This window comes from Polaromonas sp. P3_B1, from assembly GCF_056402935.1.
This window is the reverse complement of the sequence record NZ_JBFUGK010000045.1, coordinates 17,469-39,685: the sequence shown is the minus strand read 5'-3', so window position 1 is coordinate 39,685 and position 22,217 is coordinate 17,469. Positions and strand designations below refer to the sequence as shown.

The 22,217-nt window shown below is 65.1% G+C and carries 23 protein-coding genes; 13 read left to right on the top strand and 10 right to left on the bottom strand.

The window, feature by feature from the left end; all coding sequences use genetic code 11:
- Nucleotides 1-131: 131 nt before the first annotated feature.
- Both AC1DXS_RS21580 and AC1DXS_RS21575 read right to left on the bottom strand, forming a co-directional pair.
- The gene (locus tag AC1DXS_RS21580) at nucleotides 132-1,256 is read right to left on the bottom strand and encodes an ROK family protein (RefSeq protein ID WP_477739507.1); all 1,125 of its coding nucleotides are present in this window, start codon (nucleotides 1,254-1,256) and stop codon (nucleotides 132-134) included.
- A gap of 307 nt (nucleotides 1,257-1,563) precedes the next feature.
- On the bottom strand, nucleotides 1,564-1,773 hold the full coding sequence (locus AC1DXS_RS21575) for a CsbD family protein (protein ID WP_477739506.1): 210 nt from the start codon (nucleotides 1,771-1,773) through the stop codon (nucleotides 1,564-1,566).
- Between the two features lie 334 nt (nucleotides 1,774-2,107).
- Here AC1DXS_RS21575 and AC1DXS_RS21570 point away from each other — a divergent pair, with 334 nt between their 5' ends.
- The 3 genes from AC1DXS_RS21570 to AC1DXS_RS21560 all read left to right on the top strand — a co-directional run bounded on the left by AC1DXS_RS21570 (nucleotide 2,108) and on the right by AC1DXS_RS21560 (nucleotide 4,712).
- Complete coding sequence (locus tag AC1DXS_RS21570; RefSeq protein WP_477739505.1) at nucleotides 2,108-2,563, top strand: surface-adhesin E family protein; 456 nt, start codon at nucleotides 2,108-2,110, stop codon at nucleotides 2,561-2,563.
- Nucleotides 2,564-2,703: 140 nt separating this feature from the next.
- On the top strand, nucleotides 2,704-3,342 hold the full coding sequence (locus AC1DXS_RS21565; RefSeq protein WP_477739504.1) for an FHA domain-containing protein: 639 nt from the start codon (nucleotides 2,704-2,706) through the stop codon (nucleotides 3,340-3,342).
- 212 nt (nucleotides 3,343-3,554) lie between these two features.
- Complete coding sequence (locus AC1DXS_RS21560) at nucleotides 3,555-4,712, top strand: NHL repeat-containing protein (protein WP_477739503.1); 1,158 nt, start codon at nucleotides 3,555-3,557, stop codon at nucleotides 4,710-4,712.
- A gap of 185 nt (nucleotides 4,713-4,897) precedes the next feature.
- Here AC1DXS_RS21560 and AC1DXS_RS21555 read toward each other — a convergent pair whose 3' ends face one another.
- Nucleotides 4,898-5,647: a DUF2726 domain-containing protein gene (locus tag AC1DXS_RS21555; RefSeq protein ID WP_477739502.1), complete on the bottom strand. Its 750-nt coding sequence runs from the start codon at nucleotides 5,645-5,647 to the stop codon at nucleotides 4,898-4,900.
- 201 nt (nucleotides 5,648-5,848) lie between these two features.
- On the opposite strand from AC1DXS_RS21555, the gene AC1DXS_RS21550 reads away from it, so the two are divergent.
- The 3 genes from AC1DXS_RS21550 to AC1DXS_RS21540 all read left to right on the top strand — a co-directional run bounded on the left by AC1DXS_RS21550 (nucleotide 5,849) and on the right by AC1DXS_RS21540 (nucleotide 6,981).
- Nucleotides 5,849-6,205 carry a translation initiation factor Sui1 gene (locus AC1DXS_RS21550; RefSeq protein WP_477739501.1) on the top strand — a complete coding sequence of 119 codons (357 nt, stop codon included), beginning with the start codon at nucleotides 5,849-5,851 and terminating at the stop codon, nucleotides 6,203-6,205.
- 18 nt (nucleotides 6,206-6,223) lie between these two features.
- Nucleotides 6,224-6,433 carry a DUF3820 family protein gene (locus tag AC1DXS_RS21545; RefSeq protein WP_007873974.1) on the top strand — a complete coding sequence of 70 codons (210 nt, stop codon included), beginning with the start codon at nucleotides 6,224-6,226 and terminating at the stop codon, nucleotides 6,431-6,433.
- Nucleotides 6,434-6,567: 134 nt separating this feature from the next.
- On the top strand, nucleotides 6,568-6,981 hold the full coding sequence (locus AC1DXS_RS21540) for a hypothetical protein (RefSeq protein ID WP_477739500.1): 414 nt from the start codon (nucleotides 6,568-6,570) through the stop codon (nucleotides 6,979-6,981).
- A 190-nt stretch (nucleotides 6,982-7,171) separates the two neighbouring features.
- Here AC1DXS_RS21540 and AC1DXS_RS21535 read toward each other — a convergent pair whose 3' ends face one another.
- Nucleotides 7,172-9,286: an oxidoreductase gene (locus tag AC1DXS_RS21535; RefSeq protein ID WP_477739499.1), complete on the bottom strand. Its 2,115-nt coding sequence runs from the start codon at nucleotides 9,284-9,286 to the stop codon at nucleotides 7,172-7,174.
- 137 nt (nucleotides 9,287-9,423) lie between these two features.
- On the opposite strand from AC1DXS_RS21535, the gene AC1DXS_RS21530 reads away from it, so the two are divergent.
- Nucleotides 9,424-9,669: a hypothetical protein gene (locus AC1DXS_RS21530; protein ID WP_477739498.1), complete on the top strand. Its 246-nt coding sequence runs from the start codon at nucleotides 9,424-9,426 to the stop codon at nucleotides 9,667-9,669.
- Between the two features lie 10 nt (nucleotides 9,670-9,679).
- Complete coding sequence (gene xth / locus AC1DXS_RS21525; protein ID WP_477739497.1) at nucleotides 9,680-10,495, top strand: exodeoxyribonuclease III; 816 nt, start codon at nucleotides 9,680-9,682, stop codon at nucleotides 10,493-10,495.
- On the opposite strand, the gene AC1DXS_RS21520 is transcribed toward xth, so the two are convergent.
- Entirely contained in the window at nucleotides 10,492-11,544 is a 1,053-nt protein-coding gene (locus tag AC1DXS_RS21520; RefSeq protein ID WP_477739496.1) for a quinone-dependent dihydroorotate dehydrogenase, read from the bottom strand. The genes xth and AC1DXS_RS21520 overlap by 4 nt on opposite strands.
- A 103-nt stretch (nucleotides 11,545-11,647) precedes the next feature.
- Between AC1DXS_RS21520 and rpiA the strand changes: the two genes are divergently transcribed.
- The gene (gene rpiA / locus AC1DXS_RS21515) at nucleotides 11,648-12,319 is read left to right on the top strand and encodes a ribose-5-phosphate isomerase RpiA (RefSeq protein ID WP_477739495.1); all 672 of its coding nucleotides are present in this window, start codon (nucleotides 11,648-11,650) and stop codon (nucleotides 12,317-12,319) included.
- Between the two features lie 67 nt (nucleotides 12,320-12,386).
- On the opposite strand, the gene AC1DXS_RS21510 is transcribed toward rpiA, so the two are convergent.
- The 3 genes from AC1DXS_RS21510 to AC1DXS_RS21500 form a co-directional block, all read right to left on the bottom strand.
- Nucleotides 12,387-13,049: a glutaredoxin domain-containing protein gene (locus AC1DXS_RS21510; protein ID WP_477739494.1), complete on the bottom strand. Its 663-nt coding sequence runs from the start codon at nucleotides 13,047-13,049 to the stop codon at nucleotides 12,387-12,389.
- A 111-nt stretch (nucleotides 13,050-13,160) separates the two neighbouring features.
- On the bottom strand, nucleotides 13,161-15,236 hold the full coding sequence (locus AC1DXS_RS21505) for a M3 family metallopeptidase (RefSeq protein WP_477739493.1): 2,076 nt from the start codon (nucleotides 15,234-15,236) through the stop codon (nucleotides 13,161-13,163).
- A gap of 117 nt (nucleotides 15,237-15,353) precedes the next feature.
- A complete protein-coding gene (locus AC1DXS_RS21500) occupies nucleotides 15,354-15,830 on the bottom strand; it encodes a YhbY family RNA-binding protein (RefSeq protein WP_477739492.1) in 477 nt (158 codons plus the stop codon).
- 42 nt (nucleotides 15,831-15,872) lie between these two features.
- On the opposite strand from AC1DXS_RS21500, the gene AC1DXS_RS21495 reads away from it, so the two are divergent.
- The 4 genes from AC1DXS_RS21495 (at nucleotide 15,873) to glmM (ending at nucleotide 21,069) form a co-directional block, all read left to right on the top strand.
- The gene (locus tag AC1DXS_RS21495; RefSeq protein WP_477739491.1) at nucleotides 15,873-16,628 is read left to right on the top strand and encodes an RlmE family RNA methyltransferase; all 756 of its coding nucleotides are present in this window, start codon (nucleotides 15,873-15,875) and stop codon (nucleotides 16,626-16,628) included.
- 134 nt (nucleotides 16,629-16,762) lie between these two features.
- Nucleotides 16,763-18,685 (top strand): ATP-dependent zinc metalloprotease FtsH, encoded by a 1,923-nt coding sequence (ftsH, locus tag AC1DXS_RS21490; protein ID WP_477739490.1) that lies wholly within the window; start codon nucleotides 16,763-16,765, stop codon nucleotides 18,683-18,685.
- 101 nt (nucleotides 18,686-18,786) lie between these two features.
- Nucleotides 18,787-19,644, top strand: coding sequence for a dihydropteroate synthase (gene folP / locus AC1DXS_RS21485; protein WP_477739489.1), 858 nt, complete (start codon nucleotides 18,787-18,789; stop codon nucleotides 19,642-19,644).
- Nucleotides 19,645-19,737: 93 nt separating this feature from the next.
- Entirely contained in the window at nucleotides 19,738-21,069 is a 1,332-nt protein-coding gene (gene glmM / locus AC1DXS_RS21480) for a phosphoglucosamine mutase (protein WP_477739488.1), read from the top strand.
- A 54-nt stretch (nucleotides 21,070-21,123) separates the two neighbouring features.
- Here the strand turns inward: glmM and AC1DXS_RS21475 are convergent, their stop codons facing one another.
- Entirely contained in the window at nucleotides 21,124-21,717 is a 594-nt protein-coding gene (locus tag AC1DXS_RS21475) for a DUF6151 family protein (RefSeq protein WP_477739487.1), read from the bottom strand.
- A gap of 19 nt (nucleotides 21,718-21,736) precedes the next feature.
- Nucleotides 21,737-22,195 carry an ankyrin repeat domain-containing protein gene (locus tag AC1DXS_RS21470; protein WP_477739486.1) on the bottom strand — a complete coding sequence of 153 codons (459 nt, stop codon included), beginning with the start codon at nucleotides 22,193-22,195 and terminating at the stop codon, nucleotides 21,737-21,739.
- Nucleotides 22,196-22,217: the final 22 nt, after the last annotated feature.

Here is a 22,217-nt window from a genome sequence, read left to right as displayed (position 1 = left end):
GACTCCCTCTCCCCCTAGGAGAGGGCAGGGGTGAGGGCCTTGCGGCCTGTGCATGCAGCAGGGGAATATTTATCCGCCGCGGGCCCTCACCCTAACCCTCTCCCAGAGGGAGAGGGGATAAAAACCCTTGCTCAGCCCCGCTTGCGCACAGTCGGCGCAGCCATATTCACAAAACTCGCATTCCCCAGCCCCGTGCCTACCGTCAACACAGCCCAGCGTTTGACGCCCTGCATAAAGGGCAGCTCCGACAAACCCTGGACCACCGCGTCGTTGTGCAGCCGCACCTGCACCTCGCGCCCGTCCAGTTTCGGCAGGCTTTCGCTGAGGTGCTGGGCGAGGTTGAAGCGCGGGCTTTCCCAGTTGCCGGGCAGGTTTTGCGCGCCGGCGGCGATGGAGCCGTCTTCCAGGATCATGCCGGGACAGGCCACGCCGACAAAGGGTGCGAGTTTGAGGCCTTTGGCCGCTGCCTGCTTGATGAGTGTTTTGAGCATGCCGGCGATGCCCTGCACCAGGTCTTCGCGTCGGGTCGCGTCGTCGTCGCCGGCATGGCCCCATTTGCGCAGGCCGCTGACCCTGACGTCGGTGAGGTCGGGCGTCTTGTGCGTGCGGGGCCGCACGATGCCGCAGCGCACGTTGGTGCCGCCTATGTCGACGGCCAGGAAGCCGTCGTAGCCTGAAAGCACTTCGGGCGGCGCCAGGTGCACCCAGCCGATCAGCCCGCCTTCGTCGGGGTGGTGGCGCAGGATCATGAGGTGGGTGCGGCTGCCGCGCTGGTAGAGCAGCTCGGCCGCGCGGTCTATGGCGAGTTCGCCGACCAGGCTCTGCTGGAACCCGCCGCCGACCACGATGCGCCGCACACCCTTCCATGAGGGGTGGGCGAGGAAGCGTCGCACCACGCGGACCAGTTGCCAGGCGTAGTCTTCGGAGGCCGCGGAGATGATGGCGGCGGCTTTGCCGTTGCGCCTGAGCAGCGTGTCGAGCCGCTTTTTGGTGATGTCGCGCGTGGGCTTGCGGCCCAGCGGGTCCAGGCCGCTGATGCCGCGGTAGAGCTTGCGCCAGGTGTCCAGCATGCCGCTGTAGGCCTTGCGGCTGACGCTGTCGCCGACGAAGCCCTCGCCGTCATGCAGTTGCAGGCTGTAGCCGTTGATGGTGACGCCGCGCTGGCGCAGGCCGCCGTGCATGAGCTCGTGGGGCAGGGAGGCTGCGGGGGATCGGCGGGAGGGTTTGGCGGGGATGGCGCGTGTGGTGCGGGGCATGGCGAGTGGGAGTGAAGTGACAGGCCCCATGGTGTGCGGCGCGCGTAGGGCGCGCCAGCGGACAAACCGCCTGCCACCCGTCAGCCAAAGCCTTACCGCCGCTTTGAAATGCCGGGCTGAAATACCGGGCTGGAACAGCGGTGGAACCATCGCGATGGACCACGGCGCCATGCGTGCTCGTGGTGTCGTCGTGGCTTTGTTTCCCCTGCGCTTTGTGGCGCGCACAGCAAATCGGCCGGTAGAACCGGCCGATGAGGCTGCCCATACCAACAGGGCAAAGCAAGCGTGAGGGCTTAGGTCTTAGGACTTAGGGCTTGCGCTTGATGTCCTCGTTGAGGTCCTTGGCGGCGTCCTTGAGGTTTTCTTTCACGTCGCCGTAAGCCTTCTGGGTCTTGCCTTCAAACTCACGGGCGTGGCCCTTGGCCTGCTGCTCGGTGCTGCCGATGGCCTTGCCGGTGTGCTCCTGCACTTCGCCGGCGACTTCCTTGATCTTGCCTTTGACTTGGTCCTTGTTCATGGGGATACCTTTCGAGGTGGTTGGGTTAGGGAATAAGGGGACACGATGAATGGGACTTTTTGACATCCCATGACTTACCTTAGGGCCTGGGCCGGCAGCCGGGCGAAGGGAGCCGGCGCGGCAGGGTGTCGGCTGAGGCCTACAAAAAGGTGTTGTGCACCTTCAACTCTCTGTGTAGGAACACGTCTTTTCATGTGACATGGCCTGTTGCAGGGCGTTAGACTGAATGAATGCGACATTGTGCAAATGCTGCAAGTGAGGGAAACACTTTCAGCGGCTCGTGGCACCATGACCTGTACCTGCCGCTTCAGCCGGAACCCATCGAAAACCTGCCATGAAAAAAACGATCTTGTTGTGGAGTTTGCTTGGAATGCTGGGCATGCTCGTCAGTGCGCCGGTGGTGCACGCGCAGGCCGCGTGGTTCACCGTGCTGGGCGACCCGCACGAGCCCGGGCTCAACACCATCGAGGTGGACCCGGTGCCGGTGTCGGTGCAGGGCGAAGTGCGCACCATGAAGATACGCGTGAGCCGCTCCCTGGCGCGCACCAGCTGGGACGGCGTGCCGTACCGCTCTTACACCTCCACCGTGCAGTTCGACTGCGCGAACAAAAGCGCGCGCTACGTCTCGCTGGATTTCTACCAGCAGCCGCTGTGGAAGGGGGAGTCGCACAAGACCTCGACCTACCCCGAAGGCGTGGTCAGGCCCATGGAGTTTCGCGGCGTGACGCCCAACCCCACGCAGCGGCTGATCCGGGCGGCCTGCCGCGGCTCGGCCACCGCCAGGCGCTAGGCGGGGTTTTGCGGGCCGCCCTTGTGCCCCGGCGAGAGCGGCGCTACGATGAAGAGACGGCGCCACACAGGAATCGGGAATCGCACGCAAATTGAATGTCGGGAGTGGCGGCGATACCTCAAGAAGAAAGGCTTCTCCTCATGCCGCAACTCATTGCTTCAGTCGAAGGCGTCGAAATCAAGCATGTCTACCTGAAGAACGACCGCACCACACTGGGCCGCCGGCCGTACAACGACATCGTGTTCGACAACCTGGTGGTCAGCGGCGAGCACTGCGTGTTTGAACTCAAGGGCATTGCCGACGTTTACCTGCGCGACCTGGGAAGCACCAACGGCACTTACCTGAACGGCCACATGGTCAAGGCGCGCGAGCTGCTGCACGACAACGACATCATCAACATCGGCAACTTCAGGATCCAGTACCTGCAGAACTCCGAGCATGACGAGGAGCCCGGCGAGAGCCAGGAAACCAAGGCGATGTCGCTGGACGCCATGGGCCTGCCCGGCACCACGGGCGCGCGCCAGGCCAGCCTGAAAGTGCTGTCGGGCTCGTCGGCGGGGCTGGAGGTGCAGGTGGTCAAGGCCGTCACCACCTTCGGCCAGCCGGGGGTTGCGGTGGTGTCGATATCGCATCGGCGCGACGGTTATTACGTGGCCCACATGGACGGCCAGACGCCTTCCACCCTGAACGGCAAACCCATAGGCGCCAAGGCCACGCCGCTGGCGCACAACGATGTGTTGAACCTGGCGGGGACGGAGATGGAGTTCTTGCTGAAGTGAGGTTGGGTCGCGGCTCTTGATATTTCCCCTCTCCCCTTGGGAGAGGGTAGGGTGAGGGCTGGCGGCCTTTGATTTGAAGCCGTAGGTCGTTCGCTTGCTGCCGGCCCCCACCCTAACCCTCCCCCACAGGGGGAGGGAATTGAGAAGATACTCCCACCGCTTGAGGCACACTACGGCCTCAATAACAACAGAGCGGCGAGGGCGCACCCATCATGACCAGACGCGAATGGCAATTGGCCATCCCCATCCTGATCGGCCTTGCGCTGTGCATGGCGGCCTTTGTGCACGGGCAGAACATGGCCAACCCGGATGGGGGCATGGTGGCGCTGCGGGTGTTCAAGGCGCCGCAGGGTGAGCGCGTCGCCGTCGTCGCCAACCATGCCTTGCATGTGCTCGACGCCCAGGGGCAGCGCATCGCGCGCCAGGACCTGAAGGCGCTGGGCTTGAGCGAAAGCCCCGGCGACATGGACTGGACAGTGGATGCCCGGCAGCGGGTCGAGGCCTGGTTCTTTGACGGCGCCGCCGTGCCCCGCGTGCTGCGTTGCGCCTGGAGCGATGCGCAGGTGCAGCTGGTGGACTGCCGCACGGCCATGCAAGGCCCGCAGCTCAAGAACAATGAACTTTCCCTGACCGTGCACCTGGCCGTAGACCGCCTGGGTGAGCGCGTCTTCATCGCCGATGCCAAGGGGACCCGCGTACAGTCGTTTGACCTGGACGGCAAGGCCCTGGGCAGCAGCGACCCACAGGTGGTGCCGCTGTTCTTCCCCAACCGCCTGCGCTACCTGGACAACGACACCCTGGTGGTGGCCGACAACGACCACCGCCGGCTGGTCTGGTTGCGCGTCGCCGCCGGTAAGCCGACCGAGTTATTGCGCAGCCTGGGCTCGGCCGCGCACGGCCAGGCCCGCCAGGGCCGCGGCAAGGTCACCGACGTGGCCCTGGGCCCGGACGGCACGCTGTGGATGCTGGCCGTGAAGCAGGGCCAGAAGGATGGCGATGTACTGGTGTTTGACGCGCAGCAGCGGCCCGTGGCGCGCGCGGCGCTGGCCGATGATTCCGACCCCCTGCTGATCGACGCGCTGGGCAGCACCGCGCTGGTCGGCGACTACAGCTTCATCAGGCTGAACCGCGTCGACGCGCAAGGCCGCGACCTCGGCGAATTTGGCGACGCCGCCTTTCGCGGGGAGCTACAAGCCCCGAAGCAGCGGGCGCTGTCCGGCGCGCGATGGAAAACCGGCGCAATGGCCATGGGTGGAATGATCATCGCGGCCGGCCTGATGCTGGGCCTGCTGTTTGGCCAGAAACCTAATCGGCCAGGGCCTTTACTCCCTCTCCCTCCGGGAGGGGGCGGGGGCGGGGGTGAGGGCTGATGGCCTTCGCATAAAACAGCCGGATAGTCATACGCTGCCGGCCCTGTCTTGCAGACCGCAGCCCAGGCTGAGCCTGGGCTTCTTCGCGCTGTCCGGATGCGCGCAGGCGCATCCGGAGCCGCAGCGCTCAGCCCTAACCCTCTCCCAGGGGGAGAGGGAACAATTCACCAGAGGTGAGCAAGACCCTAGATGATGGAACTGCTCGGGTTGGTACTCGAGTAATTGATAGGCCTGCGCGGCGGGCCTTCGCCGGCCAGGCGCAGCGCGAAGGCGCGGGCCAGGGCCTGCAGCTTGAGGGTGGACCTCAGGTGCAGCGGCGTCATACCGGTTTTGGTGAGGTCCGAGGCATTGCTGGAGACACGCGAGAGCTGCGGCTGCTCCAGCTTGGCGCGGGCGGGGCGGCGGGCGCGTTCGCTGGAGGCGAGTTTTGCGGCTTCGCTGGTGGTGGCGCCCAGGAATTTTTCGCGCAGCAGCGCGGYGCTGGGCCGCCGCTGGCTTTCAACAATCCAGTAGGGAAGGCCGGCGCGGGCCAGCAGCTCGCGTTTGAAGCCGTGGTTGCGGCCGGTGACCTCGCCGCGGCCCAGCACGTCGATGCAACCCAGCACCGTGCCTTTCTGGTCGGCCAGGGCGCAGGAGAAATTCACCGTGCTCAGCAGCGCCTGCCAGTGGGCGTCCCCGCCGCGCTGGTTGGGCTCGATAAAACCGGTGAAGGGGACTTTGGGCAGGATGCGGTGCTCGGGGAAAACTTCCTCAAGCCAGCGCCAGACCTGGAGTTCGTCGCGGCTGGTGAGGGGCTTGGCGCGCAGCGCATGGTTGCGCGCCACCTTCTTGCGGGTGGCTACCACATGGGACAGCCAGCGTTCGTAGGCAAGGGCGCCAAGGGCCACGCTGCCGACAAAGATGAAAAACCCGATGAGAAAGCTGCTGCCCGTCATTGTTCGCGCCCTGAAATCGCCCGGAGGTCGTGCTGAGGAATGCTGAGGAAGAAGGGCGTAGCGCCATCCCGGCCCTGTTTATAAGTGATATCAGGTACATTTTTGTTTTTCTGTGAACTAGTTCACAATTTTTTACGAACGATCGTTCTAAAGCTGCTTCAGCCTGGCCTTCCGGCTGGGCGGCGCTCACGCTTATTCCCGATGAAACAAACTCCCGCAGGCGGCCTGGTTTATTCCACCGAGGCCGGAAGAATGTGCCCGACTTGCCGCCAGCCGGTGACGGCCTGCCGCTGCAAGCAGGCCGCAGTGCCCGCGCCGGGCGGGTCGGTGCGCGTGAGCCGCGAAAGCAAGGGCCGGGGCGGCAAGACGGTGACCGTGGTCAAGGGCCTGCCGCTGGACGCCATGGCCCTGGCGCTGCTGGGCAAACAATTGCGCACGGCCTGCGGATCGGGCGGCACGGCGAAAGACGGCGTGATCGAGGTGCAGGGCGACCACTGCGACACCGTGATGGCGGCGCTGCAAAAGCAGGGCTATGCGCCCAAGCGGGCCGGCGGCTAGGCCTCTCTATTTATATCCATGAACCCAGAAGACCTGTTGCTGCTGGTGACCCGCGAGATGCCTTTCGGCAAGCACAAGGGCACGCTGATCGCCGACCTGCCGGGCAACTACCTGAACTGGTTTGCGCGCGAGGGCTTTCCCAAAGGGGAAATCGGCCGCCTGCTGGCCCTGATGCAGGAAATCGACCACAACGGGCTCAAGCCCTTGCTGGATCCCTTGCGCCGTTAGGCTCCTGGGCAGCGCCGCGCGTCGCCTCCTACATTTGCAGTATTGCCCCGGCGGGCATTCCTGCGCAGAATCCCTGCACCCGCGCCGGGCGGCCCAGGCCGCGCAACGCGTCACACGCACACGAGGTAAAACGCATGAGCCACGAACTGTCCCTGGAAGCCAGGGTCAGGAAGATGATGTTGAAGTTCCGCGCGCAGGAATGGTTAGGCCTCGCCGCGGGGTTCCTGATTTTTGCCGCCACCGACGTGCTGCGCGCCTGGTGGGCGCCGGAGTTACCGATGTGGATGGTGCACGGCTGGTTCCTGCCCATCATCGTGCTGGCTTCGGTGGCCGCGCTTTACCAGTCGGAGTCCATGCACAAGGCGCTGAAACAGCACAGCGCAGTCGACCCACAGCGCCGCCGTGAGATGTGCCTGCTGTTCCTGCTGGGTTCGCAGGACCAGCAGGGCCTGAGGCTGATGAAGCGCATCGCGATGGCGGCCAATGTGCATGCGCTGAGTTTTGGGATGGCGCTGGGGCTGCTGCTTTTCAGCCTGGTGCGCGTTTAAGGTCACTCACAAATTCAGAGCGGCTCAGGTTTTTACTCCCTCTCCCTCTGGGGCAGCGCGAAGAAGCCCAGGCTGGGCCTGGGCTGCGGTCTGCAAGACAGGGCTGCGGCATGTGCATGAAACGTGGGCTGTCGGCGGCCGCTGGCCCTCACCCTAACCCTCTCCCAGAGGGAGAGGGGATAAAGAGAGCCTACAGCGCCGCCGCCACCCGCGTCCCCTGATTGATCGCCCGCTTGGCATCCAGCTCGCCGGCTTCGTGGGCGCCGCCTATCAGATGCGTCTTGACGCCGGCTGCGCGCAGCGGCTCCAGCAATTCGCGCAGCGGCTCCTGGCCGGCGCACAGCACGATGTTGTCGACGGCCAGCACGGTGCCGTCCAGGCGCTTTTCGCCGAAAGTGATGAACAGGCCCAGGTCATCGCCCTGCTCGCCTATGCGCTCGTAGTTGACGCCCGCGAGCATTTCCACATTCTTCATCTTGAGCGCGGCGCGGTGTATCCAGCCGGTGGTTTTGCCCAGGCCGGCGCCCAGCTTGCCGGGCTTGCGCTGAAGCAGCGTGACCTGGCGCTCGGGCGGCGTCGCCTGCGGGCGCACCACGCCGCCGCGCACCTCGCCGGGATCGGCCACGCCCCATTCGGCCAGCCAGGCCGGCAAGTCGAGGGCGGTGGAATGGCCGGCGGGCGTGACCAGGAATTCAGCCACGTCAAAACCGATACCGCCCGCGCCTATCAGGGCCACGCGCTGTCCCACGGGCTGGCGGCCCAGCAGCACGTCGATGTAGCTGAGCACCCTGGGATGCTCCTGGCCCGGGATGCGGGGGTTGCGCGGCGTGACGCCGGTGGCGAGTATGACTTCATCGAACTTCCCGGCGATCAGGTCCTGGGCACCGACGCGGGTGTTCAGGTGCAGGCGCACGCCGGTGCCGCTGATGCGGTTGCCGAAGTAGCGCAGGGTTTCCTCGAACTCTTCCTTGCCGGGCACGCGCTTGGCCAGGTTGAACTGGCCGCCGATCTTGTCGGCCGCGTCGTACAGGTCCACGCTGTGGCCGCGCAGGGCCAGCGTGGTGGCGGCGGCCAGGCCCGCCGGGCCCGCGCCTATGACGGCGACGCGTTTTTTGGCGGGGGCGATGCGGATCACGAGTTCGGTCTCATGGCCGGCGCGCGGGTTGACCAGGCAGCTCGCGAGCTGGGCCTTGAAGGCGTGGTCCAGGCAGGCCTGGTTGCAGGCGATGCAGGTGTTGATCTCATCGCGGCGGCCCTGGGCGGCCTTGTTGACGAATTCCGGGTCGGCCAGGAAGGGGCGGGCCATGCTGACCATGTCGGCGCAGCCGTCGGCCAGCACCTGCTCGGCGACTTCGGGCATGTTCAGGCGGTTGCTGGTGACCAGCGGGATGGTCAGGCCCGCGGCGCGCAGGTCGGTACGCAGCTTTTTGGTGACCCAGGTGAAGGCGCCGCGCGGCACCGAGGTGGCAATCGTCGGCACGCGGGCTTCGTGCCAGCCTATGCCGCTGTTGATGATCGTGGCGCCGGCGGCCTCCACGGCCTTGGCCAGCAGCACGACTTCCTCCCAGCTGCTGCCGCCGGGAATCAGGTCGATCATGGAGAGGCGGTAGATGATGATGAAGTCGCGGCCCACGGCTTCGCGGGTGCGGCGCACGATCTCCACGGCCAGGCGCATGCGGTTTTCGTAGCTGCCGCCCCAGTCGTCGGTGCGCTGGTTGGTGTGGGTGACGAGGAACTGGTTGATGAAATAGCCTTCGCTGCCCATGATCTCGACGCCGTCGTAGCCTGCGTCGCGCGCCAGAAGTGCGCAGCGTATGAAGGCGCGTATCTGCCGCTCTATGCCGCCGGCGCTCAGTTCGCGCGGGGCGAAGGGCGAGATCGGGCTCTGGATGCGCGAGGGCGCGACGCACAGCGGGTGGTAGCCGTAGCGGCCGGTGTGCAGGATTTGCAGTGCAATCTTGCCGCCCTCTGCATGCACGGCGTCGGTGACCTGTTTGTGGCGGCGCGCCGCGCCCGAGCTGGCCAGCATGCCGGCGAAGGGTTTGGTCCAGCCGGCGATGTTCGGTGCGAAGCCACCGGTGACCATCAGGCCCACGCCGCCGCGCGCGCGTTCGGCGAAGTAGGCGGCCATGGCGGGGAAATGCTTGCGCCCGTCTTCCAGGCCGGTGTGCATGCTGCCCATGAGCACGCGATTTTTCAGCGTGGTGAAGCCCAGGTCCAGCGGGGCGAGCAGGTGGGGATAGGGGGAGGATGGGGAAGAAGGGGTCGCGGCCAAAAGCAGGTCTCCTGTCAAAACTGCCTGCATCGTAGTCGCAACATGCGGCCGCAGAAAGCCCGCCGGGTACTCTAGGGGACAGGCTCTACGCGGACCCGGGACTTACCCTGAAGCCCTTGCGGTGTTGTCCGACACGGGGCGCTAGCCTGTGCTGCTACCTTGGAACCATGCCTAAAAAGACCAGCCCCACACGTGCCAAGACCGGCGAAGGCGCGACCGTGCCGCACCCGCCGCGCAGCGAGCCCGACGACGCGGCCGACGGCAATGATGCCGGCGCCTTGATTGAAAGGCCCATGAAGCCCGCACCCGACGGGGCGCTCAAGCAGCACGACTTCCCCGATGGCGGCGGTAGCGGCGGGGCCGAGACCTTCCGGCGCAAGGCGGGCCGAGGGAAACCGTCGCCCGGCGTTTAAGCTGCGCCCGATGAAGCTCGCGACCTTCAACGTCAACGGCATCAAGACGCGCTTGCCGCAGCTGCTGGCCTGGCTGGAGAAAGACGCGCCCGACGTGGCCTGCCTGCAGGAGCTCAAGGCGCTGGACGGCGTGTTTCCGCATGAGGCCTTGCGCGAGGCGGGCTATGAAGCCTTGTGGAAGGGCCAGCGCTCGTGGAACGGCGTGGCCATTCTCGCCAAAGGGCAGGCGCCGGTGGAGGTACGCCGCGAACTGCCCGGCAACCCTGCCGACCACCAGAGCCGCTACCTGGAGGCTGCGGTGGACGGCATGGTGGTGGCCTGCCTTTACCTGCCCAACGGCAACCCGCAGCCCGGCCCGAAGTTTGATTACAAGCTGGCCTGGTTCAGCCGTCTGCATGCACACGCCAAAGCGCTTTACGCGTCGGGCCATCCGGTGGCGCTGATGGGTGACTTCAATGTGATTCCGACCGACCTGGACGTGTACAACCCCAAGTCATGGCAGCGTGACGCGCTGATGCAGCCCGAGAGCCGCGCGGCTTACGAGAAGCTGCTGGCGCAGGGCTGGGTCGACAGCCTGCGCGAACTGCACCCGGATGAGCGCATCTACACCTTCTGGGACTACTTTCGCCAGCACTGGCAGCGCAACGCGGGGCTGCGCATAGACCACATCCTGCTGAATGCGGAACTCGCGCCGCGCCTGAAGGGGGCCGGCGTGGACAGCTGGGTGCGCGGGCAGGAGCACGCCAGCGACCATGCGCCCGTGTGGGTGGAACTGGGGGCGGCGGCTAAAAAGAAGGCCGCGCCGAAAAAGCGCGCCAAGGCTTAGCGGCTTTTCTTGATCGCCTGCGCGGCCTGGGTGACCAGCTCAGGGCCTTTGTAGATCAGCCCGGTATAGATCTGCACCACGTCGGCCCCAGCCTGGATCTTGGAGACGGCGTCGGCGCCGCTCAAGATGCCGCCCACGCCGATGATGGGAAAGCCTTTGCCGAGCGCCGCGCGCAGCTGGCTGATGACGCGGTTGCTGGCTTCGAGCACGGGCGCGCCGCTCAGGCCGCCGGCCTCTTCGGCATGGCGCATGCCCTTGACGGCGTCGCGGCTGAGCGTGGTGTTGGTGGCGACCACGCCGTCCATGGCGTGGCGCTTGAGTGTGGCGGCGATGACGGCCACCTGGGCTTCGTCGAGGTCGGGCGCGATTTTCACGAAGATGGGCACGCGCTTGCCGTGCTGTGCGGCGAGCGCTTCGCGGCGCTCGGCGATGCGGCCCAGCAACGCGTCAAGCGCCTCGTCGCTTTGCAGTGCGCGCAGGTTTTTGGTGTTGGGGCTGGAGATGTTGACGGTGACGTAATCCGCATGCGGGTAGACGCCGTCAAGGCAAACCAGGTAGTCGTCCACCGCGTTTTCAATCGGCGTGGCGGCGTTCTTGCCGATGTTCAGGCCCAGCAGCAGGCCGCCTTGCGCGCCGGGTTTGCGCACGCTGGAGCGCCGCACATTGGCCAAAAAGGCGTCCAGCCCCTCGTTGTTAAAGCCCAGGCGGTTGATCAGCGCGTTGGCTTCGGGCAGGCGGAACATGCGCGGCTTGGGATTGCCGGGCTGGCCCTTGGGGGTGACGGTGCCGACTTCGACAAAACCAAAGCCCATGGCGGCCAGACCGTCTATGCAGCGCGCGTTTTTGTCCAGGCCCGCGGCCAGGCCGACACGGTTTGGAAATTTCAGGCCCGCCAGCTCGATGGGATCGCTGACGCGGCTGGACAGATAGGCCAGGGCCAGCGGCGTGCCCTGGGTGCGCGCCAGCGAGGCCATGGTGAGCTCATGGGCGGTTTCGGGATCCAGCCCAAATAAAAAGGGGCGGGCCAGGGCGTAGGGGAGCAGGGACATTGGATAATTCGGTGCAGGTGACTGTGAAGGGCAAGAGCCCGTAAGAGCCCCGATTGTCGCAAAACCCGTTTTATCCTCTGGTTCCACTTCTCCAAATATTTCCATGACCCAAGACGAACTCAAAACCCTGGTCGGCCAGGCGGCCCTGCACTATGTGGAAGAAGGCAGCATTGTCGGCGTCGGCACAGGCTCCACGGTCAACAAATTCATCGACGCGCTGGCCAGCATGAAGGACCGCATCGCGGGCGCGGTGTCCAGCTCGGTCGCCTCCACTGAGCGTTTGCAGGCGCTGGGCATCAAGGTGTTCGACGCGACCGAGGTCGACGAACTGGGTGTCTACATCGACGGCGCTGATGAAATCGACCACGCCGGTTACATGGTCAAGGGCGGCGGCGCGGCGCTCACGCGCGAAAAAATCGTGGCCGCGCAGTCGCGCAAGTTTGTCTGCATCGCCGACGAGTCCAAGCTGGTCACGGCCCTGGGCAGCTTCCCGCTGCCGGTCGAGGTGATTCCCATGGCCGCCAAGCGCATTGCGCGGCAGTTCGAGGCGCTGGGCGGCAAGGCGGCGCTGCGCCTGAAGGACGGCAAGCCGCTGGTGACCGACAACGGCCAGCACATCCTGGATGTGACCGGCCTGAAGATCACCGACCCCTTGGCGTTTGAGACGCAAGTGAGCCAGTGGCCCGGTGTGGTGACGGTGGGGGTGTTCGCCTTCCAGAAGGCCCATGTGTGCCTGCTGGGCGCGCCGGGCGGCGTCAAGACGCTGGTGTTTTAAACCGTCGGTTCTCCAAAAGCAAAACGCCGGGTGAAAACCCGGCGTTTGCGTTTGGGGAGCGGCCTGCCTAGAACTTGATCCCGGCCGGGTTGTCAGCCGCAGGCGGCGGCGGGGCTGCCGGTGTGGGTGCGGCGGCGGGGCGGGCGGTGCCGGTGTTGGTGGCAGGTGCTGCGGCGACGGCCACCAGCGGCGTTGGCGCCGGTGGGCGATAGCTGGGTGGCAGCACCGAGGTGGCGGGGTAACCGGCGGCGTTCAGGAACTGGGTCCATTCCGCGTCTGAAAAACCTTTGAGCTGCTGGCTGCCGATGGTGGCGAAGGGCAGGGTGGCGTCGCCGCTGAGCCGCTCCAGCGCTTTCAAATCCTCGGTGGTGGTGACAGTCCGCTCGGAAAAAGGGATGCCGCGGTTGGTCAGCATGGCCTTGGCGGTGGCACAGGGCCCGCAGCCGTTGCCTGAATAGAGGGTTACCGGGTATTTGCTGGCGATTTGCCGCAATTCGAAGGGAAGGCCGGTAGGCGCCGAGTTGCCGGAGCCGCCGGGATTGGCCGCGCTGACCTTGGCATTGCCGGCCGCCGCAGGCGGCGGCTGGTCGGAGAAGGTCACCTTGCCGTCAGGGCCGACGATGCGATAAACCTGCTGGGCTTGCGCCAGCGTTGGAAAAAGACCGCCTGCGGCCACTGCCAGGGCCAGCAGGGCATGGGGCGCGAGGGATTTCACGGCATTTGTTTTCATGGTGTTCCAGTCGTCATCGTCTCAGATACGGGCTCAGGGAGAGCAGGCTTGAAAGGGCAAGCTTAACGCAGGCCCTGCAAGTCTCACAACGTTTTTGGGCGCCGGAAGGTGTCAGGCCATACCCTGATGACGCAGCAAAGCATCAATCGAGGGTTCGCGGCCACGGAAAGCCTTGAAGGACTCCATGGCAGGGCGGCTTCCGCCGGCCTCCAGGATGGCTTGGCGGTACTTCCTGCCGGTTTCCACCGTGACCGTGGTTTTTCCGCCATCGTCGCCAGCCGGCGAGGGTAGGGCTGTAGCCGTTTCCTCAAAGGCGGCGTAGGCGTCGGCCGACAGGACTTCCGCCCACTTGTAGCTGTAATACCCGGCGGCGTAACCACCCGAAAAAATATGGCTGAAGCTGTGCGCGGTACGGCTATAGGGAGGGGAAGGGATCACGGCGACCTCCTTGCGTACCTCGTTCAGCAGGCCCATGAGGTCGTCGGCCGGCTTGTGCGCGGTGTGCAGCAGCATGTCGAACAGCGAGAACTCGACCTGGCGCAGCGTCTGCATGCCGCTCTGGAAGTTCTTGGCGGCCAGCATCTTGTCGAACAGCGCGCGTGGCAGCGGTGCGCCGGTGTCGACGTGTGCGGTCATGTGCTTGAGCACGTCCCATTCCCAGCAGAAGTTTTCCATGAACTGGCTGGGCAGCTCGACCGCATCCCACTCGACGCCGCTGATGCCGGAGACATCGCGCTCGTTGACCTGCGTGAGCATGTGGTGCAGGCCGTGGCCGAATTCATGGAACAGCGTGGTGACGTCGTCGTGCGTGAGCAACGCCGGCTTGCCGCCCACGCCCTCGGCGAAGTTGCAGACCAGGTGCGCGACCGGGGTTTGCAGCTTGCCGGTGTCGGGGCGCAGCCAGCGGGCGCGCACGTCGTCCATCCAGGCGCCGCCGCGCTTGCCGGTGCGGGCCGGCTGGTCGAGGTAGAACTGGCCCACCAGCTCGCCGTTGCGCTCAATGCGGTAGAACTCCACGCCGGGTTTCCACACCGGGGCCGAGTCCTTGCGGATGGCGACTTCAAACAGGGTTTCGACGATCTTGAACAGGCCCGCCAGCACCTTGGGCGCGGTGAAGTACTGTTTGACCTCCTGCTCGCTGAAGGCGTAGCGCGCTTCCTTGAGCTTTTCGCCGACGTAGGCGTAGTCCCAGGGCTGGAGTTCGGCCATACCGAGCTGGCTGGCGGCGAAGGCGCGCAGGTCGGCCACGTCTTTTTCGGCATAGGGCCGGGCGCGGCGCGCGAGGTCGCGCAAAAAGGTGATCACTTCATCGGGGGACTGGGCCATCTTGGCCACCACCGAGACTTCACCGAAGTTGTTGTAGCCCAGCAGTTTGGCCTCTTCCAGGCGCAGCGCGAGGATCTCTTTCATGATCGCGCTGTTGTCGAATTTGCTGAACTCGGGCGCGGCCTGGTCGCTGGCGCGGGTGGTGTAGGCCTTGTAAAGGGTTTCGCGCAGCTTGCCGCTGGTGGCGAACTGCATGACGGGCAGGTAGCTCGGCATCTTCAGGCTGAAGCGGTAGCCGGCCTTGCCTTCAGCCTCGGCCTGGGCGCGCGCGGCCTGAAGCACGTCGGCCGGGATGCCGGCGATCTCGGCCTCACCGGCGTAGTAGGCGAAGGCGTCGGTCGCGTCCAGCGCGTTTTCGCTGAACTTCTGGCTCAGCTCGGCCTGGCGCTCCTGGATTTGCGCGAAGCGATCGCGGTCCGCGCCCTGCAGTTCGGCGCCCGAGAGCACGAAGTTGCGGATCGCGTTCTTGTGGGCCTGGCGCTGCTCGGCGTTCAGCGTGGCCACGTCAATGGCCTTGTATTTGGCATAGAGCCGCTCGTCGGCGCCCAGCCGGGTCCAGAACTCGGTCACGCGCGGCAGGGCGGCGTTGTAGGCGGCGCGCAGCTCGGGCGTGTCGGCCACGCTGTTGAGGTGGCTCACGGCGCCCCAGGCGCGGCCCAGGTTCTCGGTGGCGACGTCCAGCACGCTGGCGATGCCGGCCCAGGTGGCGGGGAAGTCGGGGGCGGTGACGGTTTCCAGCGCCGCGTCGGCCTTGGCCATCAGGTCATCGACGGCGGGCCCCACATGCTCGGGCTGGATGCGGTCAAACAGGGGGAGGTCGGAAAAATCGAGGAGCGGATTGGCGAGAAGGGGATTGGTCATGGCGTGTAGCTGTGGGCGGAAGTCTCGAATCTAAAGGCTTGGGGCCCCATCCGGCAGCAAGAATGTCGCTATCGGGGTGATTGGCCCCGACGGGCTGCCTGCTGGCAGTCCGGGGGCTCAGCCCTGCGCGCTTTTCTTGACACTTTTGAGCTGGGGTTTCTTGGCCCGCTTGACAGTGCCGCCGGGCGTGAGGCGCTGGTTGCCCAGCACCCGCAGGGTTTTGACTTCGGGCCGCTGGCCGTAGCGCGAGCTGTTCTTGAGCACCTTCACGTCGCGCGGGCCGGGCATGCGGTCTTCGTTGACCTTTTTTTCCTTTTCGGGCATCGGGCGCCACAGCACCAGCAGCTTGCCGATGTGCTGGATGGGCGCGGCATTGAGCTCGTCGGCCAGGGTCTGGAAGATTTCCTCGCGGCCGGCGCGGTCATCCGACTGCACCCGCACCTTGATGAGCCCGTGGGCCTTGAGCGCCGCGTCGGTTTCTTTCTTGACGGCGGGGGTGAGGCCGTCGGAACCGATCATGACGACCGCGTTCAGGTGGTGGGCATCGGCGCGGTGATCCTTGCGCTGGGCGGGGGTAAGTTGTATTTGAGCCATGGGCCAATTATCGGGCGTGTCCGGGAGAGGACAATAGACCCCATGAAAGTAAATGCCAAGACCGGTTTCAAGCCCGGCGTCCAGACCGATGCCAAGGCCGCCGTCAAGGCGGCGGGCAAAGCCGCCGTGAAGGCCGGCGGCAAGGGAAAGGTCAACAAAGCCTGGCTGCACGAGCACATCAACGACCCCTACGTCAAACTTGCCCAGAAAGAAGGCTACCGCGCGCGCGCCGCTTACAAATTGAAGGAAATTGATGAAACCTTCGGTTTGGTGAAGCCCGGCGACTGCGTGGTCGACCTGGGCAGCACGCCCGGGGCCTGGAGCCAGTATGTGCGGCGCAAGCTGTCGCCTGCGGGCGCGGCGGCGGGCACGCTCAACGGCCGCATCATCGGGCTCGATTTGCTGCCCATGGAGCCCATCGAGGGCGTGACCTTCATCCAGGGCGATTTCCGCGAGGCCGAGGTGCTGCAACAGCTGGAGGACACCCTGGCCGGCCCCGAGGGGCAGATCCGTGTGGATCTGGTGATTTCAGACATGGCGCCCAACCTCTCGGGCATAGAGTCCGCCGATGCCGCCCGCATCGCCCATTTGATAGAGCTGGCCGTGGAATTTGCCCAGAACCGCATGAAACCGGACGGCACGCTGGTGGTCAAACTGTTCCACGGCAGCGGCTACGACCAGCTGGTCAAGCTGTTCCGTGACACCTTCAAGGTCGTCAAACCGCTCAAGCCCAAGGCCTCACGCCCGGGCTCGTCGGAGACTTTTCTGATAGGCCGGGGACTGAAAAAGCAGGGCTAGAACCCACGGATTTACCCTAGGGCAGGCCCTAATCCCGCTTTAAACCAGGGGCCGGGACCGGGTTAAGCTGTTTTGGCCCTTGAAAGGCCTAAAATCAGGCGCATGTGACTTTTGTTCTTACACCGGAGTAGTCCTTGAACAATCAGTGGTTTTCCAAAATTGCAATCTGGCTGGTGATCGCCATGGTGCTGTTCACCGTATTCAAGCAATTTGGTACGGTTAATGTTGGCAACGGTACGACCGTTGTGTACTCCGAGTTCCTGGAGCAGGTTCGCGCCAAGAAAATCAAGTCCGCGGTCATCGCCGAAAGTCCCAGCGGGACCGAAATCGTGGGAACGACCGTCGATGAAGGCAAGGTCCGCACCATGGCCACCTTCCGTGACCCCGGCCTGATCGGCGACCTGATCACCTACGACGTGAAGTTTGAATTCAAGCCACGCGAAGAAACCTCCCTCCTCACCTCGCTGCTGATCAGCTGGGGCCCGATGCTGCTGTTGATCGGCGTATGGATCTACTTCATGCGGCAGATGCAGGGCGGCGGCAAGGGCGGGGCTTTCAGCTTCGGCAAGTCCAAGGCGCGCATGCTGGACGAATCCACCAACCCGGTCACCTTCGCCGACGTCGCGGGCTGCGACGAAGCCAAGGAAGAGGTCAAGGAGGTCGTCGACTTCCTGAAAGATCCGCAGAAATTCCAGAAACTGGGCGGCCGCATTCCGCGCGGCCTGCTGCTGGTCGGCCCCCCGGGCACCGGCAAGACCTTGCTCGCCAAGGGCATCGCCGGCGAGGCCAAAGTGCCTTTCTTCTCGATCTCCGGCTCCGATTTCGTTGAAATGTTCGTCGGCGTGGGCGCGGCCCGCGTGCGCGACATGTTCGAGAACGCCAAGAAAAACGCCCCCTGCATCATCTTCATCGATGAAATCGACGCGGTCGGCCGCCAGCGCGGCGCCGGCCTGGGCGGCGGCAACGACGAACGCGAGCAGACCCTCAACCAGATGCTGGTCGAGATGGACGGCTTTGAGACCAACGTCGGCGTGATCGTGGTGGCCGCCACCAACCGCCCCGACATCCTGGACGCCGCCTTGCTGCGCCCCGGCCGCTTCGACCGCCAGGTCTACGTGACGCTGCCCGACATCCGCGGCCGCGAGCAGATCCTCAATGTGCACATGCGCAAGGTGCCGCTGGGCCAGGACGTGAACGCCAGCGTGATCGCGCGCGGCACGCCCGGCATGTCCGGCGCCGACCTCGCCAACCTCTGCAACGAAGCCGCCCTGATGGCCGCGCGCCGCAATGCGCGCACCGTCGAGATGCAGGATTTCGAAAAAGCCAAGGACAAGATTCTCATGGGCCCCGAGCGCAAGAGCATGGTCATGCCCGAGGAAGAGCGCCGCAACACGGCCTACCACGAGTCCGGCCATGCGCTGCTCGGCAAGATGCTGCCCAAGTGCGACCCGGTGCACAAGGTCACCATCATCCCGCGCGGCCGCGCGCTGGGCGTGACCATGAGCCTGCCCGCGCAGGACCGCTACAGCTACGACCGCGAGTACATGCTGAGCCAGATCAGCATGCTGTTCGGTGGCCGCATCGCCGAAGAAGTCTTCATGAACCAGATGACGACCGGCGCCAGCAACGACTTTGAGCGCGCCACCGCGCTGGCCCGCGACATGGTCACCCGCTACGGCATGACGGAGGCCTTGGGCCCCATGGTCTACGCCGAGAACGAAGGCGAAGTCTTCCTGGGCCGCTCGGTCACCAAGACCAACAACATGAGCGAGTCGACCCTGCAAAAGGTCGACGGCGAGGTGCGCCGCATCATCGACCAGCAATACGCCCTGGCGCGCAAGCTGATCGAAGAGAACCAGGACAAGATGCACAGCATGGCCAAGGCTTTGCTCGAATGGGAAACCATTGACGGCGACCAGCTCGACGACATCATGGCCGGCAAGGAGCCACGCCCGCCCAAGGACTGGACGCCGCGCAACTCCTCCGTCGGCGGCGGTGGCGGCCCCAGCGGCGGCACGCCGGCCGTCAGCACCGACCCGGCGCCCACGGTGGCCTGAGGCGGGTGATTGAGAACAAGTGACTGCTGGGCAGTCGCCGAAACCGGGGCCCGTCCCCGGTTTTTTTATTCCTGAGTTACCGAGTTACCGAGGAGTCCCGCATGATCTGGCAAACCTCACGCTTTCAAATCGACCTGTCCAGGCCCCGCGTCATGGGTATCGTCAACGTCACGCCCGACTCCTTTTCTGACGGCGGTAAGTACTACGACGAAGGCAGCGGCTTTGCCAGCGTGTTCGCCCATTGCGAGAAGTTGCTCAAGAATGGCGCCGACATGCTGGACATAGGCGGTGAGTCCACGCGCCCCGGCGCGCCGCCCGTGCCGCTGGAAGAGGAGCTCGCACGCGTGCTGCCCGTGGTGCGCCATGCCGCCACCCTGGGTGTGCCGCTGTCCGTGGACACCTACAAGCCCGAGGTCATGCAGGCCGTGCTGGACCTGGGCGCCGACGTCATCAACGACATCTGGGCCCTGCGCAAATCCGGTGCGGCCGAGGTGGTGGCCGCGCACCCCAGCTGCGGCGTCTGCCTCATGCACATGCACCGCGAGCCGCAGACCATGCAGGTCGCGCCCATGGAAGGCGATGTGGTGCCGCAGGTGCGGGACTTTCTCGAGGCCGCCGCAGCCGGCCTGGCGGCTGCCGGCGTTGACAAGTCGCGCATCGTGCTTGACGTGGGTATAGGTTTCGGCAAAACCGTGGCGCAGAACTTCGCGTTGCTGGCGCGCCAGCAGGAGTTCCTGGCCGCCGGCTACCCGCTGCTGGCCGCCTGGTCGCGCAAGTCGTCCCTGGCCGCCGCCACCAGCACCTCGCTGGCCGCAGTGGCCCAGCTCGACGTCGCCGACCGGATGGTGCCCAGCGTCGCGGCGGCCCTGCTGGCCGTGGACCGCGGCGCGCGCATCGTGCGCGTGCACGACGTCAAGGAAACCGTGCAGGCCCTGAAAGTATGGATGGCCGCCACCTGATCTTTCAGCCTTTGACTGACAGGTGGGCAGGGCAGGCCCCCCTAAAATAGCCCCACATTTGCAGAACAACAAGCTCCACAGGGACAAGACTCCATGACCAGAAAATACTTCGGCACCGACGGCATTCGCGGCACGGTGGGCCAGCCACCTATCACCCCCGACTTCGTGCTGCGCCTGGCGCACGCCGTGGGCCGCGTGCTGCGCAAGACCGAAACCCGCCCCACGGTGCTGATCGGCAAGGACACCCGCATCTCGGGCTACATGCTTGAGAGCGCGCTCGAATCGGGCTTTAACTCGGCCGGCGTCGACGTGGTGCTGCTGGGGCCCTTGCCCACACCGGGTGTGGCGTATCTCACGCGCGCCCAGCGCGCCAGCCTCGGCGTGGTCATCAGCGCCAGCCATAACGCCTATCCCGACAACGGCATCAAGTTCTTCAGCGCCCAGGGCACCAAGCTCGACGATGCCTGGGAGCTCGCCGTGGAAGCCGCCCTTGAAGAGGCACCCGTCTGGGCCGACTCGGCCACCCTGGGCAAGGCGCGGCGCCTGGACGACGCCGCCGGCCGTTACACCGAATTCTGCAAAAGCACGTTTGCCAACGACCTTACGCTCAAGGGCCTGAAGATCGTGGTCGACGGCGCCCACGGCGCGGCGTACCACATCGCGCCCATGGTGTTCCATGAACTGGGCGCCGAGGTCATCGCCATAGGCTGCTCACCCGACGGCCTCAACATCAACCACGAAGTCGGCGCCACGCACCCCGAGGCACTGATCAAGGCCGTGCAGGCTTACAAGGCCGACTACGGTATCGCCCTCGACGGCGACGCCGACCGGCTGCAGATGGTGGACGCCGACGGCCGCCTCTTCAACGGCGACGAGGTGCTCTTCCTCATGGTCAACGAGCGCCTGGCACGCGGCGAGAAAGTGCCCGGCACCGTCGGCACCCTGATGACCAATATGGCCGTGGAAGTCGCGCTCAAAAAGAAGGGCGTGGAGTTCGTGCGCGCCAAGGTCGGCGACCGCTATGTGCTCGAGGAACTCGACAAGCGCGGCTGGCTGCTGGGCGGCGAGGGCTCGGGTCATTTGCTCGCGCTTGACAAACACACCACCGGCGACGGCCTGATCAGCGCGCTGCAGGTGCTGCAGGCCTGTGTGCGCAGCGGCAAGACCATTGCCCAGCTGCTCAGCGAGGTGGTGCTGTTCCCGCAGACCTTGATCAACGTGCGCCTCAAGCCCGGCCAGGACTGGAAGAGCAGCAAGCCCCTGGCGGACATGAGCAAAACGGTGGAAGCCGAGCTCGGCGACACCGGACGCCTGCTGATACGCGCCAGCGGCACCGAGCCGCTGCTGCGCGTGATGGTCGAGGCCCGCGACGCGGCCCAGGCCAAAAGCTGCGCCGAGCGCGTGGCCGACACGGTGCGCAGCTAGCGAATCCGGCAGAGTAATTTCTCCCTCCCCCAGCGGGGGAAGGAGCAAGACACGCTAACCCTCCATCAAGCCGGCCCGTTCAGCCTGCGTGAGCACTTTGGGCGATACGCGGGGCTTACCCGTCTCAGGGTCAAAGAAAGGCGTGATCTTGTAGCCGCCATTGAGCCTCGTGCGTATCAACGTCGCCATGAACCCGAGAATAGCCACGGTGGTGCTAACCGCCATACCCTTTGGCGTGCCCTTGGCGCTCTTCATCCCAACCTTCATCCGCACCGGGCCGAAAGCGCTGTCCAGGCTGGTCGAAGGATCTTGCAGGCAGTTGTGCAGCAGGCCGACATGCGAGACCTTGAAGTCGCGCGAGGTGTTGCCGATGGGCGTGTTGCAGCAGCTCGCATACCAGCGCAGCATGCCTTTGTCGCTGAGGGACATGCAGGTCAACTTTTCCACGCCTTGTGTGAAGCTGACGTGCTGGGGAAGCGTGGCGACAACGTCCGATCCGCCCATCTCGTCAAGGATCTCGTCCGCCTTGCCCAGGAAGTGCGCATAGGCCTGGCAATCCTTGCAGTAGCAGACGCCGCGGCAGACGGATTCGGTGTGGCTGACTTGGCCTTGTAGGGTGCCGCATTGGCAGTGCAGGGGGTGGTTCATATAAACGATCTCGTTGGGGTTAACTCATCTCCGTGAGGTGGCCGTGCCAGCCTCCTTTGCGCTTCCGGCGGTAGCGCTCAATCAGTTCACTGATCTTCTTTCCCTCTTCATCCTTGCGGTCATGCGCGCGCATCGTGGCAGTAAGGCCCATCCATCCGCTGATGTCCGGGTCCGCACCATGGCGGAGCAACAGCTCCACGATTTCAGGATAGTTGCCTTGGGCTCCGATGCAAAGCGCCGTTTCCCCGATGCGATCCTCTTCGTTCGCATTGACTTCGGCACCATGCTTGAGAAGCCAAAGAGCCGCTGTGTATTGTTCTTTCTCAACGGCGCGGTGCAAAGGGGTATGGCTGAGGTCATCGAACACGCTGACGCTGTACCCAGCCGACACCAGCCGTTTCATCTCGGCGATATCACCATCCGCCGCAGCCCTGTGCAGGCGCTCTGCCTCGAACCAATCATCTCGCTGATGATCCATAACTATCATCCTGGTGTAGCGA